General features: G+C 64.1%; 16 protein-coding genes and 2 pseudogenes. 8 read left to right on the plus strand and 10 right to left on the minus strand.

What is annotated here, in order from left to right; translation table 11 throughout:
* Positions 1-159: 159 nt before the first annotated feature.
* Positions 160-492, minus strand: a complete 333-nt coding sequence (locus tag ACFVVI_RS07115) for a hypothetical protein (RefSeq protein ID WP_387443932.1) — start codon at positions 490-492, stop codon at positions 160-162.
* A gap of 307 nt (positions 493-799) precedes the next feature.
* On the opposite strand from ACFVVI_RS07115, the gene ACFVVI_RS07120 reads away from it, so the two are divergent.
* A complete protein-coding gene (locus ACFVVI_RS07120) occupies positions 800-1075 on the plus strand; it encodes a GlsB/YeaQ/YmgE family stress response membrane protein (RefSeq protein WP_387443935.1) in 276 nt (91 codons plus the stop codon).
* A 318-nt stretch (positions 1076-1393) separates the two neighbouring features.
* Here the strand turns inward: ACFVVI_RS07120 and ACFVVI_RS07125 are convergent, their stop codons facing one another.
* The 5 genes and pseudogenes from ACFVVI_RS07125 to ACFVVI_RS07145 form a co-directional block, all read right to left on the minus strand.
* Positions 1394-2746 (minus strand): APC family permease, encoded by a 1353-nt coding sequence (locus ACFVVI_RS07125; protein WP_387443938.1) that lies wholly within the window; start codon positions 2744-2746, stop codon positions 1394-1396.
* 67 nt (positions 2747-2813) lie between these two features.
* Positions 2814-4606 (minus strand): annotated as a pseudogene (locus ACFVVI_RS07130) (thiamine pyrophosphate-requiring protein).
* 51 nt (positions 4607-4657) lie between these two features.
* Positions 4658-4807, minus strand: a complete 150-nt coding sequence (locus tag ACFVVI_RS07135; RefSeq protein WP_387443941.1) for a hypothetical protein — start codon at positions 4805-4807, stop codon at positions 4658-4660.
* Positions 4808-4910: 103 nt separating this feature from the next.
* Positions 4911-5090, minus strand: coding sequence for a hypothetical protein (locus ACFVVI_RS07140; protein WP_301906298.1), 180 nt, complete (start codon positions 5088-5090; stop codon positions 4911-4913).
* A 478-nt stretch (positions 5091-5568) separates the two neighbouring features.
* A pseudogene (locus tag ACFVVI_RS07145) lies at positions 5569-5817 on the minus strand (Rieske 2Fe-2S domain-containing protein); the annotation flags it as partial.
* Positions 5818-5822: 5 nt separating this feature from the next.
* Between ACFVVI_RS07145 and ACFVVI_RS07150 the strand changes: the two are divergent.
* Positions 5823-5963 (plus strand): hypothetical protein, encoded by a 141-nt coding sequence (locus ACFVVI_RS07150; protein WP_387443943.1) that lies wholly within the window; start codon positions 5823-5825, stop codon positions 5961-5963.
* Positions 5964-6060: 97 nt separating this feature from the next.
* Here ACFVVI_RS07150 and ACFVVI_RS07155 read toward each other — a convergent pair whose 3' ends face one another.
* Positions 6061-6774 (minus strand): PAS and ANTAR domain-containing protein, encoded by a 714-nt coding sequence (locus ACFVVI_RS07155; protein WP_387443946.1) that lies wholly within the window; start codon positions 6772-6774, stop codon positions 6061-6063.
* 208 nt (positions 6775-6982) lie between these two features.
* Between ACFVVI_RS07155 and ACFVVI_RS07160 the strand changes: the two genes are divergently transcribed.
* From ACFVVI_RS07160 to ACFVVI_RS07170, 3 genes are all read left to right on the plus strand, one after another.
* A complete protein-coding gene (locus ACFVVI_RS07160; RefSeq protein ID WP_387443949.1) occupies positions 6983-7822 on the plus strand; it encodes an SDR family oxidoreductase in 840 nt (279 codons plus the stop codon).
* Between the two features lie 142 nt (positions 7823-7964).
* Positions 7965-8441, plus strand: coding sequence for a CinA family protein (locus tag ACFVVI_RS07165; RefSeq protein ID WP_387443952.1), 477 nt, complete (start codon positions 7965-7967; stop codon positions 8439-8441).
* A 478-nt stretch (positions 8442-8919) separates the two neighbouring features.
* Positions 8920-9075, plus strand: a complete 156-nt coding sequence (locus tag ACFVVI_RS07170; protein ID WP_387443955.1) for a DUF6131 family protein — start codon at positions 8920-8922, stop codon at positions 9073-9075.
* Positions 9076-9318: 243 nt separating this feature from the next.
* Here ACFVVI_RS07170 and ACFVVI_RS07175 read toward each other — a convergent pair whose 3' ends face one another.
* A complete protein-coding gene (locus ACFVVI_RS07175) occupies positions 9319-9684 on the minus strand; it encodes a VOC family protein (RefSeq protein ID WP_387443958.1) in 366 nt (121 codons plus the stop codon).
* A 308-nt stretch (positions 9685-9992) separates the two neighbouring features.
* Between ACFVVI_RS07175 and ACFVVI_RS07180 the strand changes: the two genes are divergently transcribed.
* Positions 9993-11456 (plus strand): aminotransferase class I/II-fold pyridoxal phosphate-dependent enzyme, encoded by a 1464-nt coding sequence (locus tag ACFVVI_RS07180; protein ID WP_387443961.1) that lies wholly within the window; start codon positions 9993-9995, stop codon positions 11454-11456.
* Positions 11457-11748: 292 nt separating this feature from the next.
* Positions 11749-12078 (plus strand): hypothetical protein, encoded by a 330-nt coding sequence (locus tag ACFVVI_RS07185; RefSeq protein WP_387443963.1) that lies wholly within the window; start codon positions 11749-11751, stop codon positions 12076-12078.
* A 504-nt stretch (positions 12079-12582) separates the two neighbouring features.
* On the opposite strand, the gene ACFVVI_RS07190 is transcribed toward ACFVVI_RS07185, so the two are convergent.
* Together ACFVVI_RS07190 and ACFVVI_RS07195 are read right to left on the minus strand one after the other, a co-directional pair.
* Positions 12583-12759, minus strand: a complete 177-nt coding sequence (locus ACFVVI_RS07190; RefSeq protein WP_387443966.1) for a hypothetical protein — start codon at positions 12757-12759, stop codon at positions 12583-12585.
* A gap of 700 nt (positions 12760-13459) precedes the next feature.
* On the minus strand, positions 13460-14062 hold the full coding sequence (locus ACFVVI_RS07195) for a TetR/AcrR family transcriptional regulator (protein ID WP_378987169.1): 603 nt from the start codon (positions 14060-14062) through the stop codon (positions 13460-13462).
* A gap of 61 nt (positions 14063-14123) precedes the next feature.
* Here ACFVVI_RS07195 and ACFVVI_RS07200 point away from each other — a divergent pair, with 61 nt between their 5' ends.
* Positions 14124-15470 carry a flavin monoamine oxidase family protein gene (locus ACFVVI_RS07200; RefSeq protein WP_378987166.1) on the plus strand — a complete coding sequence of 449 codons (1347 nt, stop codon included), beginning with the start codon at positions 14124-14126 and terminating at the stop codon, positions 15468-15470.
* The last annotated feature ends 105 nt before the right edge of the window (positions 15471-15575 follow it).

The following is a 15575-nucleotide window of genomic DNA, read 5'->3' on the forward strand; positions in this document are numbered from 1 at the left end:
GACAGCGGTCACGCTCGTCGACCTGAAACGGACGCAGGACAAGCCTTAACCGGCGTCGTTGCACCAGGCCCGTGGCGCGATCGAGATCGAGCCGCTCGATGATGGCTGCGGCGATCGCTGCGTCGAACGCATCCTCGCGGTCATGAGGAGGCGGTGGGATCAATGCCCGCGAGGATCTGTCAGCGCCAGTCCTTCCTTGGCTTTGATCCGCCGATGCTCGAGCAACAGCCACGCGATCCCGGCTCCAGCCAGCGTCACTGCGGCGATGGCGCCGATGGTGGCCCAGCCGGAGAAGCCATAGCCGGTCGCGGTCAGGCACAGTCCCAGCGCGATGATTCCCATCGCGCACAGGATGATACCGGGGAAGTTATAGCCGTCTTCGAGGCCCTCGCCAGCGTGACTGCGGGTGGTGCGAGCATGGTCGGGAAACTCACCACCGGACACTTCGGAGCGCTTTTCTACGGGGCCATGGCGCTGATTCGAAGACGTCATCACTGTTCCCTCCGGTTAGTCGAATTGGTCTGGCGATACCCGATGCGCCGAGACTCAATCTGCGGCCGGACGGGCTTCGGTGTGTTGGCCGGTTTCTCAGACCGTTCGGTTCCTCCGTCGGCTGTAGGAGCGCCCTGTGTGACGCCTAGACACAGGGACGGCCATGGCAGTTTCGACTGTGCTTGCTCGGGCGACGACACGGAGGTGACTGCCGCTTCGTCTGATTGGCTGTGCGAAGCCGGGGTATGTCGCGATGGGATGAGCACGCCGGGTGCTCGTCAACACATTGAGATGATGGGAGAAGGCCATGCTCGGTCTCGGTATTCTCGGATGGATCATCATCGGCGGACTCGCCGGATGGATCGCCAGCAAGATCATGAAAACCGATGCCCAGCAAGGGATCCTGCTCAACATCGTCGTCGGCGTCGTCGGCGGCCTGCTCGGTGGATTCCTGCTCAAACTGCTCGGGGTGGATGTCGAAGGCGGTGGACTGTGGTTCAGCTTCTTCACCTGCATCGCCGGCGCGGTCATTCTGTTGTTCCTCGTCAATTTGGTCAGCGGCCGCCGTGGAGTATCGCGATAGCCTCGCCCCCACCCCGATATCGGACGCGCGGCCCGAAGCCTCTGAGCTTCGGGCCGTTTTCGCACGTCGTTCGGCGCATCCCGCCCAACGATCGGCAACGCAATCTGCAGCAGCGCGCGAGCTTGACAGAGGGCGGTGAAGGTTGTCGCGCCTGCCCCGAAGAACGACAGGCAGACAGGTCAGTCAGGTGGTTCCTGCGGGTCTTCTGGCTCGCTCACCTCTGGGGCTACTTCACGTGTTGCCATCCCACCCTGGCGACCCTGATCGGTAGGGCCGGGTCTCCCACCTTTCGGCTCGTCGGCTTCGTCATCGGTGTCGTCAGTTCTCGGCATGAGAATCCTCCTTGGTCGTGGTTTCGCCGTATCCGTTTCGGTCTGCCTCGATCACATCGTTTCGGCGGGCCCGGATCGCGTTCACCAGGGCGAGTACGGCTCCGAAGGCGAGCACGAGTCCGCGCACCCACACCTCACCGTCGATCCGGGTGAACAGAAATAGGCACGAGGCCAAGCCCAGCCACGGAAAAATGACCGGAATTCGGAAGTGGTCGGATTCGCCGGTGTCTCGCCGCAAGACCAGCACTGCCGCGTTGACGCCGACGAAGACGAACAACAGCAACAGCACCAATGTGGCGGCCAACGAGTCGACTTCCCCGGTCGACGCCAGGATCAGCGACACCGCCGACGTCGCGAGAATCGCTACCCACGGTGTGCGCCTGCTCGCCAAGATACGGCCCAAAACCGGCGGCAGCAGCCCGTCGTTGGACATCCCATAGGCCAGCCGTGACGACATGATGCCGGTGAGCAGCGCGCCGTTGGCGACGGCGACCAAGGCGATCACGCTGAACAGCCAGTCGGGGATGTCACCGGCGGCGCGAACCACCTCGAGCAGCGGACCACTGGACTGGGCCAACTGATCGGTGGGTACGCAAGCACTGGCGACCACACCGACCAGCACGTACACCACCCCCGCGGTGAACAATGCCCCGAACAGCGCGGTGGGGTAGGACCGCCGCGGATTTTTGACCTCCTCGGCCAAGTTCACGGAGGTCTCGAACCCGACGAACGAGTAGAACGCCAGCACCGAACCCGCCAGCACCGCACCGATGGCACCGTGGTCGGCGGTGCCCACCTGGGTGAGCCTGCTTAGATCCGCATCACCGCGCAGCATCAGCCAGGCACCCAAGGCAATGATCAGCAGCAGACCGCCGACTTCCACCAGAGTGGCCACCACATTCGCACCGAGAGACTCCTTGATGCCGCGGATATTGAGTGCGGCGAGCAGCGCCAGGAAGACGACTACGACTGTGAGGGTCGGCAACGAGATCAATGATTGCAAGTAGTCTCCGGCGAACGCCCTGGCCAGCGCGCCCACCGAGACGATCCCCGCGGCGAGCATGCAGAAACCGACGAACGAACCAGCTGCGGGACCGAACGCGATGGTGACGTAGTGGGCCGATCCGCCGGCTCGCGGGTACTTGGTGGCCAGCTCGGCGTAGGAGCCCGCGGTGAGCGCGGCCAGCACCAGTGCAGTCAACAGCGGCAGCCAGACCGCGCCACCGGACTCACGCGCGACCGATCCGACCAACACATAGACGCCTGCGCCGAGCACGTCGCCGAGGATGAAGAAGTACAGCAGCGGGGTGGTGACCGCCCGCTTCAGCGAGTCAGGCATAGCAGGGCCATACCCTGTTGTTCCTAACCCAAGCAGGTGGATGAAACGGTGGCGTGCGAGCTGTTGGTCAAGGCCGGAATTCCTGAGCTTTGCTTTTCACGCCCTGGACCAGCAGGTGCCATGCGCCCGGATCGCCCGCGAGTACGGCGCGACCCATGTCCTTGATCTGCTCGGTGGTGGCGTGGGGCGGGATGGGCGGCACCTCGGGATCGCAGCGGATGTCGAGCAGTATCGGGCGGTCCGCGGCCAGCGCGCGATCCCAGGCTGGCCCGATGTTCTCGGAGTTGTCGACGGTGATCGCCTCGATGCCCGTGCACCGAGCGATATCGGCGTAGGAGACATCCGGAAGTGTCTGCGACTCTTCGAATTTCGGTGCGCCGCCCATGCCGCGCAACTCCCAGGTGACCTGGTTGAGGTCATTGTTGTGGAAGACGCAGACAATCAGTCGTCGATCGGCCCACAGGTGCTGGTAGCGGTGGATCGTGATCAGCTCGTTGAGGCCGTTCATCTGCATCTCATCTGCATCGCGCCGTCGCCGACCAGCGCGATCACCGGGCGGTCGGGGTGCGCGAACTTAGCGCCGATGGCATAGGGCACCGCGGCGCCCATGCTGGCCAGCGTGCCCGACAACGAGCCGCGCATGGTGGCGCGCATACGTAGGCAGCGGGCGTACCAATTGGTGGACGAGCCCGAATCCGCGGTGATGACCGCGTTGTCGGGAACGCGCTGCGACAGTTCCCACACCACCCGCATCGGGTTGGCCGGGTCCGCGCCGAGCATGCTTTGGCGTTCCAGCGTCTGCCACCAGTGCCGCACGTTCTGTTCAACGGTGTCGCGCCAGGAGCGGTCGTCTTGGCGCTTCAGCAGCGGGAGCATCACGCGCAGTGTGGCTTTCGCTTCACCGACGAGGTTCACCTCGGTGGGGTAGCGCATGCCGATCGATGCGCCGTCCACGTCGATCTGCACGGCTCGGGCTTGGTCCAGTTCGGGTAGGAACTGGCTGTAGGGGAAGTTCGAGCCGACGATCAGCGGGGTGTCGCAGTCGCGCATCAGCTCATAGCTCGCGCGGGTGCCGAGCAGGCCGATCGAGCCGGTAACGAAGGGTAGGTCATCGGCGAGCATGTCCTTGCCCAGCAGTGCCTTGGCGATGCCCGCACCGGTCAGCTCGGCGACCTCAAGCACCTCCTCGGCCGCACCGCGTGCGCCTTGGCCGATGAGCACGGCGAGCTTGGTTCCGGCGTTGATCACCTCTGCCGCTCGCTCTATCTCCGAGAGCGCCGGGAGCGAGGTGGTCGATGAAATGCTCGGTGGGCTCGACGGCACCTCTTTGAAGGCATGCGTGGGCGGCTCGTAGGGCTCTTCTTGCAGGTCGGCCGGAATGATCACCGCGGTCGGCGCGCGGCACGTCAGGGCGGTGCGGATGGCACGATCGAGCGCGTTGGGTAGTTGGTTGGCGACATTGACTTCGACAAGGTAGTCCGAAGCCACGTCCTTGAACAGTGACTGCAGGTCGACCTCTTGCTGGTAGCTGCCGCCCATCGCGCTGCGGGCGGTCTGGCCGACGATGGCGACTACCGGTACATGATCGAGCTTGGCGTCGTAGAGGCCGTTGAGGAGGTGAATCGCGCCTGGCCCCGAGGTGGCCATGCACACGCCGACGGTGCCGCTGAATTTCGCGTAGCCGGTGGCCTGGAAGGCCGACATCTCCTCGTGTCTGCTCTGCACGAACCGCGGCGAGTTCTCGGCTCGTCCGAAGGCGGCGACCAGGCCGTTGATGCCGTCACCGGGGTAGGCGAAGACCTGCCCGACACCCCATTCCCGCAGCCGCGCAAGGACGTAATCCGCTACCTGCATCGACATGGTTTTCCCTTCCGGGCCGAGCTGGTCGGTGGGCCAGGTGCCGGTCCTTCTTCACTTCCCGCTGTCGGCAGATCGATCGTCGGAATGCTGCAAAGCCTTCGACAGTTCGGTGCGAAGCCGGTCTGCGGTTGCTTCGTCTCCTGCGTCGCTGGCGGTGGTGATGTCCTGTCGCAATTGGGCGATGATGTCCTGAGAGACCATGGATCCTCCTCCTTCGCCATGAAAAAATCTTGGTGGCCGTGGTCGGGCCGCCACTGTGGTCCTACCGCGCAAATCAGTTCTCAAACAGCGCGTGCTCGCGGAATCAGAATCCGATGAGCCCTGAGGCGAGGTCCATGGTGTCGATGATCTGTGTGACCTGCTGGCGTGCGTTGGGGCATTGGTCGCGGGTGACTGTGTCGATCGCGTCGCGGTGGTCGGCGACTGCGATGTTGATCGCGCCGTTGCGTAGTGCCCAGGTGTGGACGACACCGTTGAACCTCACGCGAGCAATCGCACTGCCCTGCTGGCGCCAGCTAGCGAGATCGGCCCACATCGTCTCGCACAACCGTGCACCGGCGACTGGATCGATGACCGGTGCCCCGGTAGAGGCGGAAACCCCAGTGAAGCCTTGCGACTCGGTAGTCGTTACGCAGGCGATAACACCCGCCGATACGACAGCGCCCAGCAACGCGACGCGGCCCATGTGGTGGACGCGGCGGCGCGTTCGTCTCATGAACACTGGGCTCTCTTTCGATCGGGAACGTGGCGGGTTTCATTGTTCGAATGCCCGCGTTTTCGGGTTCGAATCAAGACATCGGCTGAAAACAATTGCCGTGACCGCGATTACAGGGCAGTCGCTCCGCAGGCGTTGACGAAGCCGCCGAACGATGGTTGCGCGTGGATTTGTCGGCGTCTATCGGAATCGGGATCAGCGGGAATGACGGCGACCCACCTCTCACGAGGCTTGTTTCGAGAGCGAATCAGCGGGGGAGCGGCGCGGTCGCGGGGCCCTCGAGCACCGTGCCATCTGGTGTGAAGCGGGAGCCGTGGAGCGGGCAGTCCCAGGTCTTTTCGGCATCGTTCCAGTTCAGGATGCCTCGCAGGTGGGTGCACACCGCCGACACGGCGTGGGTCTCACCGCCGACGGTGCACCGCGCTGGTGGCCGGGCCAGTGGTTGCGGCACTGTCGAACGAAGACCGCCAGTTGTTGGTGAGGCGGTTCTACGACCAGTTGATGCAAACCGAGATCGGTCGAATACTCGGCCTCTCGCAGATGAGCGTTTCCCGGATGCTCAGCAGGTTGCTCGAGGAGCTGTACCGACAGGTCAACGGCCTACCGGCCGGTCCGGCAGCCGATGAACTACAGCCCCGGTGACGCCCATCGCGTCGACATCGTGCAGATACCCGTCGCGGCCGTTCGAAACGAATCGCCATGCTGCACGACCGACGGCAACCTCAGGCGGGCTGCGTGCTCAGGTATCGCTGTTCGGGTCGATGCGTTCGTGGCCGGTCAACAGTAGGTGGTCGAAGGTTGTGATCGTTGCCGGTGGGGGAGACGGAAGTAGCGTCAGATCCGCGATGGCCTGGGCGGCGATGTCGCGCAGTTTGAGGTTGCTTTCCTGCGAGCGCCAGACCAGTACTTTGAACGCTTGGGTTGCATCGATGCTGTACACGTACATCAGCACGCCTTTGGCCTGTTCTATCACTGCTCGCGTGGCAACGATATCGGTCACTCTTTCGGTCACCTCGGCGGTGGCGCCGGCGAGTGCGGCGGCATCGACGGTATCGGTCAGATCCAGGTAGTAGCCGGTGGTGCCGACGGTTTCGCCGTCGTTGTTGAGGACTCGGTCGGCCAGCACCATCACCGCGTGGATGTTTCCGCTGGTGTCGATGAAGCGGTGGCGGCTCGAAAACGGTTCGCCTTCGGCGATAGTGCGTGTGATCAGTCCGGCGACGACATCGCGGTCTTCGGGATGTTTGTGTGAGAGCAGCAGTTCGGTGGTCGGCACGATCTCGCCGGGAGCATAGCCGTGCATGCGGTACACCTCGGGCGACCACTCCCACCGTTGGGTGGTGAACCAGAAGGTGAAGGTGCCGACACCTGCGGGTCGGTACGCGCGGGCGAACCGCTCGACGTCGTCGTCCTGCTGGCTCGCGCGCTCGGGGTCCAGGTCAGGTTCGGTCACCGACTGATCATTTCACCTCGATGGCTCGACAACCAGGAGCTCACACGTGGTGTGCGGTGATGTCGGTATTGAACGAATCGACAGTGGATCCCATCGGCGTCTCGACTGTGCCTGCCTGCGACGGCAGAGCTGAGCTGATCGTTGTTTGCACCGCGAATATCGCGGTAGTCAGCAGAGACAGCTGGTCGCCGAGCGAAAGGATTCGATCATGGGCTTTCCCGAACAGCAGCAAGACGTGCCCGGTATTCAGGCACGGATGTCGCCTGTCCCCGATTGTGGGGAGAAGACCTACCGCGGCTCGGGGAAGCTGACGGGCAAGGCGGCGGTGGTCACCGGCGCCGACAGCGGGATCGGCAGAGCTGTGGCGATCGCGTTCGCCCGTGAGGGCGCTGACGTGTTGATCTCGTATCTGGACGAGGATCAAGATGCCCAGGAGGTCGCCGACTTGGTGATCGAGGCGGGTCGGCGGGCAGTCCTGGTTCCCGGTGATCTTTCGGACCCGGCGCACTGTCGTGCGGTCATCGAAAGAGCTGTCTTTGAATTCGGCGCGATCGATGTCTTGGTGAGCAACGCGGCGTATCAGATGACGCACACGGATCTGGCTGAAATCACTGATGAGGAATTCGCCTATACCTTCGCGTTGAATGTGGGCGCGTACTTCCATCTGGTCCAGGCCGCGGTGCCGCACATGGGCCCCGGCTCCTCGATCATCGGCAGTTCGTCGGTGAACTCCGATATGCCCAATCCAACCTTGGCGCCGTATGCGGCGACCAAGGCGGCGATCTCGAATCTTTCGGCCAGCTTGGCGCAACTGCTGGGCGGCAAGGGCATCCGGGTGAACAGCGTGGCGCCCGGCCCGATCTGGACGCCTTTGATTCCCTCCACCATGCCACCGGAAAAGGTCGGCAAGTTCGGCGACGACACACCTTTGGGCCGGGCGGGCCAGCCTGCCGAACTCGCAGCGGCTTATGTCCTGCTCGCGGGCGACGACGGTAGCTACATCTCCGGTGCCAGGCTAGCGGTGACGGGGGGTAGACCGATTCTGTGAGGTTATCCCGCCAGGCATGGACCGAAGCGCGGGATCGCGCAAGCACAAACCAGCTCACCGACACCGCGCTGAAGATTGCTCGGCGTTCAGTGGTCGGGCAAACGTCGTCGAAGCACGGTCGATCGACGCGGGAGAAGAGCGAATGACGAACGAAATCAAGGCGGCAGCAGATCAGCTCGCTGAGGTTGCCAAACGAGGTGGAGTGACAATCGCTACCGCCGAATCGTTGACCGCAGGCAACGTCGCTACCGCGCTGGGCGCCGCAGCCGATGCTGCGGTGTGGTATCGCGGTGGGGTCGTCGCCTATGCCGCAGATGTCAAACGGTGTGTGCTCGGGGTTCCCGATGTGCCGGTGGTGTCCAAGGCTGCGGCGAGAGCGATGGCCGAGGGTGTGCGGTCGCTGATGGACGCCGATATCGCAGTCGCCACCACCGGTGTCGGCGGCCCTGATCCGCAGGACGGCGAGGCTGCCGGTTCAGTGTGGTTCTGTGTGGTCTCGCGCAGCGATGCGCGGGCGAGTCACCGGCAGTACGACTGTGATCCGGCGCAAGTTGTCGCTCGTTCGGTGCAGTATGCGATCGAGATGCTGCTGTCGATGGCGAAAGTCGTTCACTCATGAGGCGCTCACACTGAACCACCTTCGAAAAAGGTGTCGCGAGCCGGAGCTGCGCCGTCAGCGGTGCGAGGAAGGTGTCATGGCGCTCGGGAGTCGTTCTAGATCTCAGATGGTGACGGAGTGCGCGAGCCTTCGGGTGCAACAACAGCACCGTCACGATCGATGACAGCGGGGCGATGTGTGTTGAGATGGAAGGCAACGGTTGTTCTCGACTATGCAGCACCAGCTGCGCGATTCGAGCCTGCGCCTTCGCCCCGAGAATGCGACGTTTCTGTTGGCCTGCGACCTTATTCGTGTCAACTATCGGTGTCCGAACTGCCCGGTGGTGTTTCTCCACCCAATACGAGCTCGAAGCAGTTCACCGACCACCGTGCGGTGTCCGTCGGCTACCAGGCATCGTCTTCCGAATGTTGGGGTATGCGTGTTTAATGGAGTTACCTGACAGCGTTCTTGCTCAGGTTATGTGAAATGAGGTACGACCATGATCGTGCTCGGGTTGATATTGTTGTTAATTGGCTTCCTGACCGGGATCTCGATCCTCTGGACGATCGGAATCGTCCTTATCGTTATCGGAGCGATCCTCTTCCTGCTCGGTACAACGGGGCGCGCGGTCGGCGGCCGGAAGTATTGGTACTAGTTCGAGACCAACACCAACTCAGCGGTGTGTGCGGGCACTCGGCGATTGTGCCGCGAGTCCGCGATGTCGTATGCGGCAACAATCGCCGACACGTGCCTTGTGTGACGCTGTCGTCCCGGCTGGCCAGCCGTCGCCGACCCAGGTTTCCTGATCAAGATCACGTCGCATATCCATGCGCTCGCCGCAACGGCACGGGGATGTCCCTATGGGATTCGTCAAACCGTGCAGTGACCGGTCGGAGCCTCAACGGAAGTATTGGACCAGGCAGAATTCGTGCTCCTCGGGATCGCGCATGATCATGACGACTCCTTCGTCGTAGTCGTGCCGCTCGCCGGACCAGCGGCCGCCCAAGTTCTGAACCTGACGGCAACCGGCTTCGATATCGGCAACTTCGATGTCGAGGTGGATGCGGACCTTTCCGATCTTGGGCTCGGCCACTCGTTGGAAGGTCAATCGCGGTCTGCTGTCGAAGCGGGAACCGACGGTTGCCCATCCCGGATCATCGCCGTGTTCGGCTGTGGCGGGGATGCTCAGGATCGCGCTCCAAAACGATGCCAGTCGTGTGGGGTTCGCGCAGTCGATCGTGATCCCGACCCATCGATTTTCCATGCCTACCAGCATGAACGAATCGGGTTCTCAGTGCGCGTCAAGCCGGAATCGGTGCGGGAGATCGGTAGGGCTACTCGATTTTGAGCATCGCGTAGAGCACCAGCGTCGGCCGATCGGTTTTGGCCGTCAGAACCACCCCTTGTCGGCGACCGCGGCTGAGCCTGCCGTGCTCGTTTCGAGTGGGTCGGTACGGGCACTGCCGGAGCATGGTGGTCAGTCGGCCCGATGTCCGGGCCGACTATGGGCACTGTTGGCGATGGTGCGGTCACTGCCCGAACCGTCGGAAGCGTGGATAGGAGGCCGATCTGATGGACCACACCACCGCCCCGCTGCTCGCCGCGGTCGCCGAGTACCACAATCTCGGTCGCTACGGGTTCACCCCGCCCGGACATCGCCAGGGCCGCGGCATCGACAGTCGTGTGTTGAGCGCGCTGGGTGCCGACGCTTTCCGCAGTGACATCCTCGCCTCGCCCGGGCTCGACGACCGGCTCGCACGGGGAGGGGTTCTGGCTGAGGCCGAGGAACTCATGGCCGATGCGGTGGGTGCCGATAGCGCCTTCTTCTCGACCTGCGGCAGTTCCCTGTCGGTGAAGGCAGCGATGATGGCCGTCGCTGGTGGCGACGACGGTGGGCTGCTGGTGGCCAGAGATTCGCACAAATCGATCGTGGCCGGGTTGATCTTCTCCGGTGTGCGCCCGCATTGGATCACCCCTCGCTGGGATGCCGAACGGCACTTCTCCCATCCGCCGTCGCCGGCACAGGTAGAACAGGCGTGGCGCGAAAACCCCGACGCTGCGGGAGTTTTGATCGTGAGCCCCAGCCCCTACGGCACCTGTGCCGACATTCGGGGCATCGCGCAGGTGTGTCACGCGCGTGGCAAGCCGCTGATCGTCGACGAGGCGTGGGGCGCACACCTGCCTTTCCATCCCGACCTTCCGACCTGGGCGATGGACGTCGGTGCCGATATCTGTGTGGTGAGCGTGCACAAGATGGGCATGGGCTTCGAACAAGGTTCGGTGTTTCATCTGCAGGGCGATCTGGTCGATCCGGTGCGCCTGCGCGGTTGCGCCGATCTGCTGATGACTACCAGCCCCAACGTGTTGATCTATGCCGCGCTCGACGGATGGCGCAGGCAGATGGTCGAATTCGGCCACGACTTACTCGGCGAGGCACTGGCCTCGGCGCGCAGAGTGCGCGCCGAACTCGCTGAGATCGCCGGGATCGTTGTGATGCACGACGAACTCCTCGGTGTCGAGGCCTCCCACGACCTCGATCTGCTCCAGGTTCTCGTCGATGTCGCGGCCACAGGCACCACCGGCTACGCCGCGGCGGACTGGCTGCGCGAGCACCGCCACCTCGACGTGGGCCTGAGCGATCACCGGCGGGTGCTGGCAACCATTTCTCCGGCCGATGACACATCCACTATTGACGCGCTCGTCGACGGTCTCGCCCTGTGGCGAGCCGGGCTCGACCATCCCGGTCCAGTACAGGTCCGGTTGCCCTCACCAGAGCAGCTGCAACTGGAGACGGTGATGCTGCCGCGTGACGCGTTCTTCGCACCCGCCGAGGCAGTTCCCGCGGATTGCGCGGCAGGCCGGATCTCGGCCGAGCAGCTCACCCCGTACCCGCCGGGTATTCCTGCGATCATTCCGGGCGAACGAATCGACGCCGCAGTCGTGGACTACCTGTGTACCGGTGTCGCCGCGGGAATGAATGTGCCCGATGCCGGCGATCCGCAGCTGCGCACTTTTCGTGTAGTCCGCGCGAGTTGATCAGCACCGAAAGGATTCACGATTGCCGCTTCTCTGCAAGCTCTCGCTCTGATCTGCAACGCGCTTCCTCGCGACAGGCTCAGAGAGCTTTTGGTAGGGGGTGAGCAACCGGATGCTCCGTACTCGAGCGTTGGCGGGATCGGCTTTGAGCGAGGCCGGAGCGATGCCGCAGTCGACAACGGAGCGCTCTCGTTCGAGTCGCGCTCCCGGAGACGTCAGATTTGGTGACGCGCAGCGATCAGCGGGCGTGCCGCTGCGCCGCCGAACTGCGTTGACGGAGCACACTGGGCAGATGGGAGTGCTGTGGATCTCGACCGGGTCAGGAGCAATTCGCGCCGAGGAAGTGGCCGAAGTCGCGGTCGCCAAGGCTAGTCGTGTAATCGGTGGACGAATCGGCCGCGACCAGTTCGCGGTGGTCCTTCGTTCCTTTCGTGGATCACAAACCTCTGGCAAGACGGTCTCTCGCACTGTGTGGAACCACACCGATGAAAGCGCGGCTGCTGTGGTCGCGCGCCGGTTGATCGAGCACCTAATTGTCCGTGCCGACTCGGCAGGCACATTGCAGGTCCTCGGCTCTGGTGAGATCGAGTTCGACAGGGTCGAGCGCGAAGCCGCCGATTGACCCCCTCGACCGCAGCAAGACGCGCCTGAATCGGATACCACAGAATTGCGGCGGAGGGCTGTCGCCGGGACTTCGGCACTTATGCAGCGCGAGGACACGCCAGTCGGTCCTCAGCCCTCGTCCGACGCATGTGGCGAGTCGCGCGCGATTGGAGGGATCGTGCACGCACAATCGAGCAGTGCTTGCGTGGCTGAGGAATAGCTACAAGGCAGCCGATCGCTCTATCGATCGGGTCGGACTTTCCCGTCGATCTTTGTTGCGCTGTGTGGCGGGCTGGTCGTCGCGGTCACCGCTGACCGGGTCCTGCGTTCAGGACTGAAGGGGCAGTCCATCTGAGATGGGTCAGCGCTGTTGTCGACCAGCATGTTGACTGCGGGTGCTCCTGATAGTACTGGCCGAAGCTGGGGGCGCTCGGGTTTTTCGTCGGGACGGGGCGTGGAGGGCGGTATGAGGTCTCGCCTTCGGTCTACGCCGTGGATCGTCATCTGTTGTCGCGGGGTTCGGCTATAGCGGCGTGGTCGTGAAGTTGGTGAGGAGATGCATCAATGCTCGAGCCGCGGCAGGTGTGAGGTCGGGCGGATTCGTCGGGACGATGACTTCGAGCTCTGCCTGTTCCGTGCTGGCGTCCCGGTGGGTGGCGTGCGTCGGTGAAGAGTTCTGGGGCCGGTCCGGTTTCTGCATGGGGTCCCACCTTCGGCAGTGGTGGCCTGGTCAGGGTCGCCTGCGGTGACTCGATCGGCTGATGGCCTCCGCGGTAGGGAGGCCCCATGATCCGCTGATGTCGTCGGTTTCTCAAGGATCTCTTAGATTGACCCGTCTTGAACCCCCACGGGCTCCTGCCTGCGGTTTTGCGACTTACCCGACTCGGCTGGCCTCAGTGGCACACGGCCATATGTGCTGGTCAGAGGGGTAATGCGATGAAAAAAATTGTGTCCGGAGGGCGATTCGACCACTACGCACACCAACTAACCCAGCAGACGTCGTTGGTGGTGGGCTGACGCATGCGGTGGGGAGGCCTTAGACGGTTGGTTCCCATGACGGTGGCCGTGCCGATACGCTGTGAACGCCAACCATTAGCTTGTATCAAGCCTGTGCGCGGCCGATTACCCAATCACGAACGCCCCGCACTCGTCACCGCCGATTCCAGCCGGTCAATGCGCCGCGCATTCCCTGAATCGTCGTTACCGAGCGTCCAAGTCGTCATGCCTTGGTAGCCGGCGGCACAAGCCGCTGGTTGTAGCGGTACATGGATGTCGCGGCAGCCAAGGGTTGGGACGGGCGCACTAGCTTGAAGGAGTCGTGGCATTCGGCACGCTCGATGTCGGCACAGGGAGACCGCCCGGCCTTGGTAGCGAAGGTCAGTCTGGTTTTCGTACGGTCTTCAGTGGCGTGCGGCGCCGATGATCAGCCCGCCGAGCAGGGCGCGCGCCAGCTCTGCCGCTCGCGCGCGACTGAGGGTGAGATCGGCGGATTCGGCGATCGTGAGCGACATTTCGGTGAGGGCGCCGTAGAAGGCGCTGGCAAGCAGTTCGGGCGGGTGCGGGTGGATATGGCCGGCATCGAGCAGGCGTTGGGCGCCTTCGATGACGAGCCCGATGAGGTGGCGCTGGTCGACTTCACGCCAGCGTCGCCAGCCCAGCGCGATGGGGCCCTGCAGCAGCACGATGTGGCGATACGCGGGTTCGGTGCAGATATCGAGGAAGGTTTCCATCGCGCGCTCGATGCGTTCCACTGGATCGGTCGAGGAGTCCAATGCGGCTCGGATGCGTTGTGCCGCTTGTTGTTCCAGGTCATCGACGACCGCCTCGAACAGCCCCTTCTTGCCATCGAAGTGGTGATAGAGCGCGCCGCGGGTGAGGCCGGCGGCCCGCACCAGCTCCTCTGCCGACAGATCGGTGTACTCCCGTTCGGCGAACAGGCGAGCCCCGGTCTCGAGCAGCGTCTGCCGAGTGTTCTCGACGTGCTTGTCACGCAAAGACTCCATGCGCTATGTTTAGCACATACAGTGTGTATGTCAGATTCGCCGTGAATCGAGGATGTGGCTTATGGACAAGTCGGTGGACGTCGTGATCGTCGGCGCCGGAGCTGCGGGCTTGGTCGCCGCCCGTGACCTGGTGGGCAGTGGATCTGAGGTGCTGGTGCTTGAGGCGCGGGACCGGGTGGGTGGCCGTCTGCTCAACGCCGAGCTGCCCGGTGGCTCGCCGATCGAGGTCGGTGGGCAGTGGGTCGGTCCGACCCAGCATCACGTGATGGCGCTGATCGGGGAGCTGGGCCTGCGGACCTACCCCACCCACACCGTCGGGCGTCACATCGCCGAGCTGGGTCGATCCCGTTCCGAGTACACCGGCCGTATCCCGCGGGTGAACCCGCTGGCGCTTCTCGACATCGCCCAGACGCAGCTGCGGCTGGACCGGTTGGCGCGCAAGGTCGCCCGCGCCGCGCCGTGGGGGTATGAGCTGGCAGAGTCCCTGGACGCGCAGACCTTCGACACCTGGCTGCGTAACCACGCCCACACCGCCGACGGGCGAGCCTTCTTCCGATTGATCACCGAGGCCGTGTTCTCCGCGGGCCCGGAGGACATGTCGGCGCTGTGGGCGAACTTCTACATCGGCGCCGCGGGCGGACTCGACGCGCTGATCAACGTCGCCCAGGGCGCCCAGCAGGACCGGATCGTGGGCGGTACCCAGACCATCGCGCTGGCCATGGCCCAGGAACTCGGGGACCGGATCGTCCTCAACAGTCCGGTGACCGAAATCGATTGGGACGACACCGGAGTGCGAGTCCGCGCCGACGGCGTGACGGTGCGTGCGCGCCGTGCCGTGATCGCGGTGCCGCCGCCACTGGCCGCCCGGATCCGGTTCGCCCCGGGTCTGCCCGGTGATCGGGACCAGCTCGTGCAGCGGATGCCGATGGGCCGGGTGATCAAGGTCAATGTCGCCTACGACGAGCCGTTCTGGCGGGCCGAGGGCTGGTCCGGCCAGGCCAACAGCGACCGGCGAGCCCTGGGCACCGTCTTCGACAACACCCCCTTCGGCGGTGGCCTCGGCGTTCTCGTCGGATTCCTCGAGGGCCGCCACGCCGACACCAGCGCCCGGCTGGCCTCGGCCGACCGCCGCGCGCTGGTGCTCGAGGATCTGGCCGGGTACTTCGGCCCGCGGGCGCGTAAACCCATCGACTACATCGAAAAGGACTGGGCCGAAGAGGAATACAGCCGCGGCTGCTACGGCGCGTTCACCACGCCCGGCACGCTGACCCGCTTCGGACCCGCACTGCGCCGCCCGATCGGCCCGCTGCACTGGGCAGGCACCGAAACCGCCACGCGCTGGCCCGGTTACATCGACGGTGCCACCGAGTCCGGCCACCGCGTCGCCGAAGAGATCCGCAGCGCCTGACCGTCGCTGCGGCGAACAAATGACAGCCATCGCCGATTGTTGCTCGCGCACACAGGCCATTACGGCACAGGTGCACTGCGATTGATTCAGTTGTTGACAGGGCGG

This window comes from Nocardia sp. NPDC058114 (assembly GCF_042884695.1).
Classification (GTDB): domain Bacteria; phylum Actinomycetota; class Actinomycetes; order Mycobacteriales; family Mycobacteriaceae; genus Nocardia.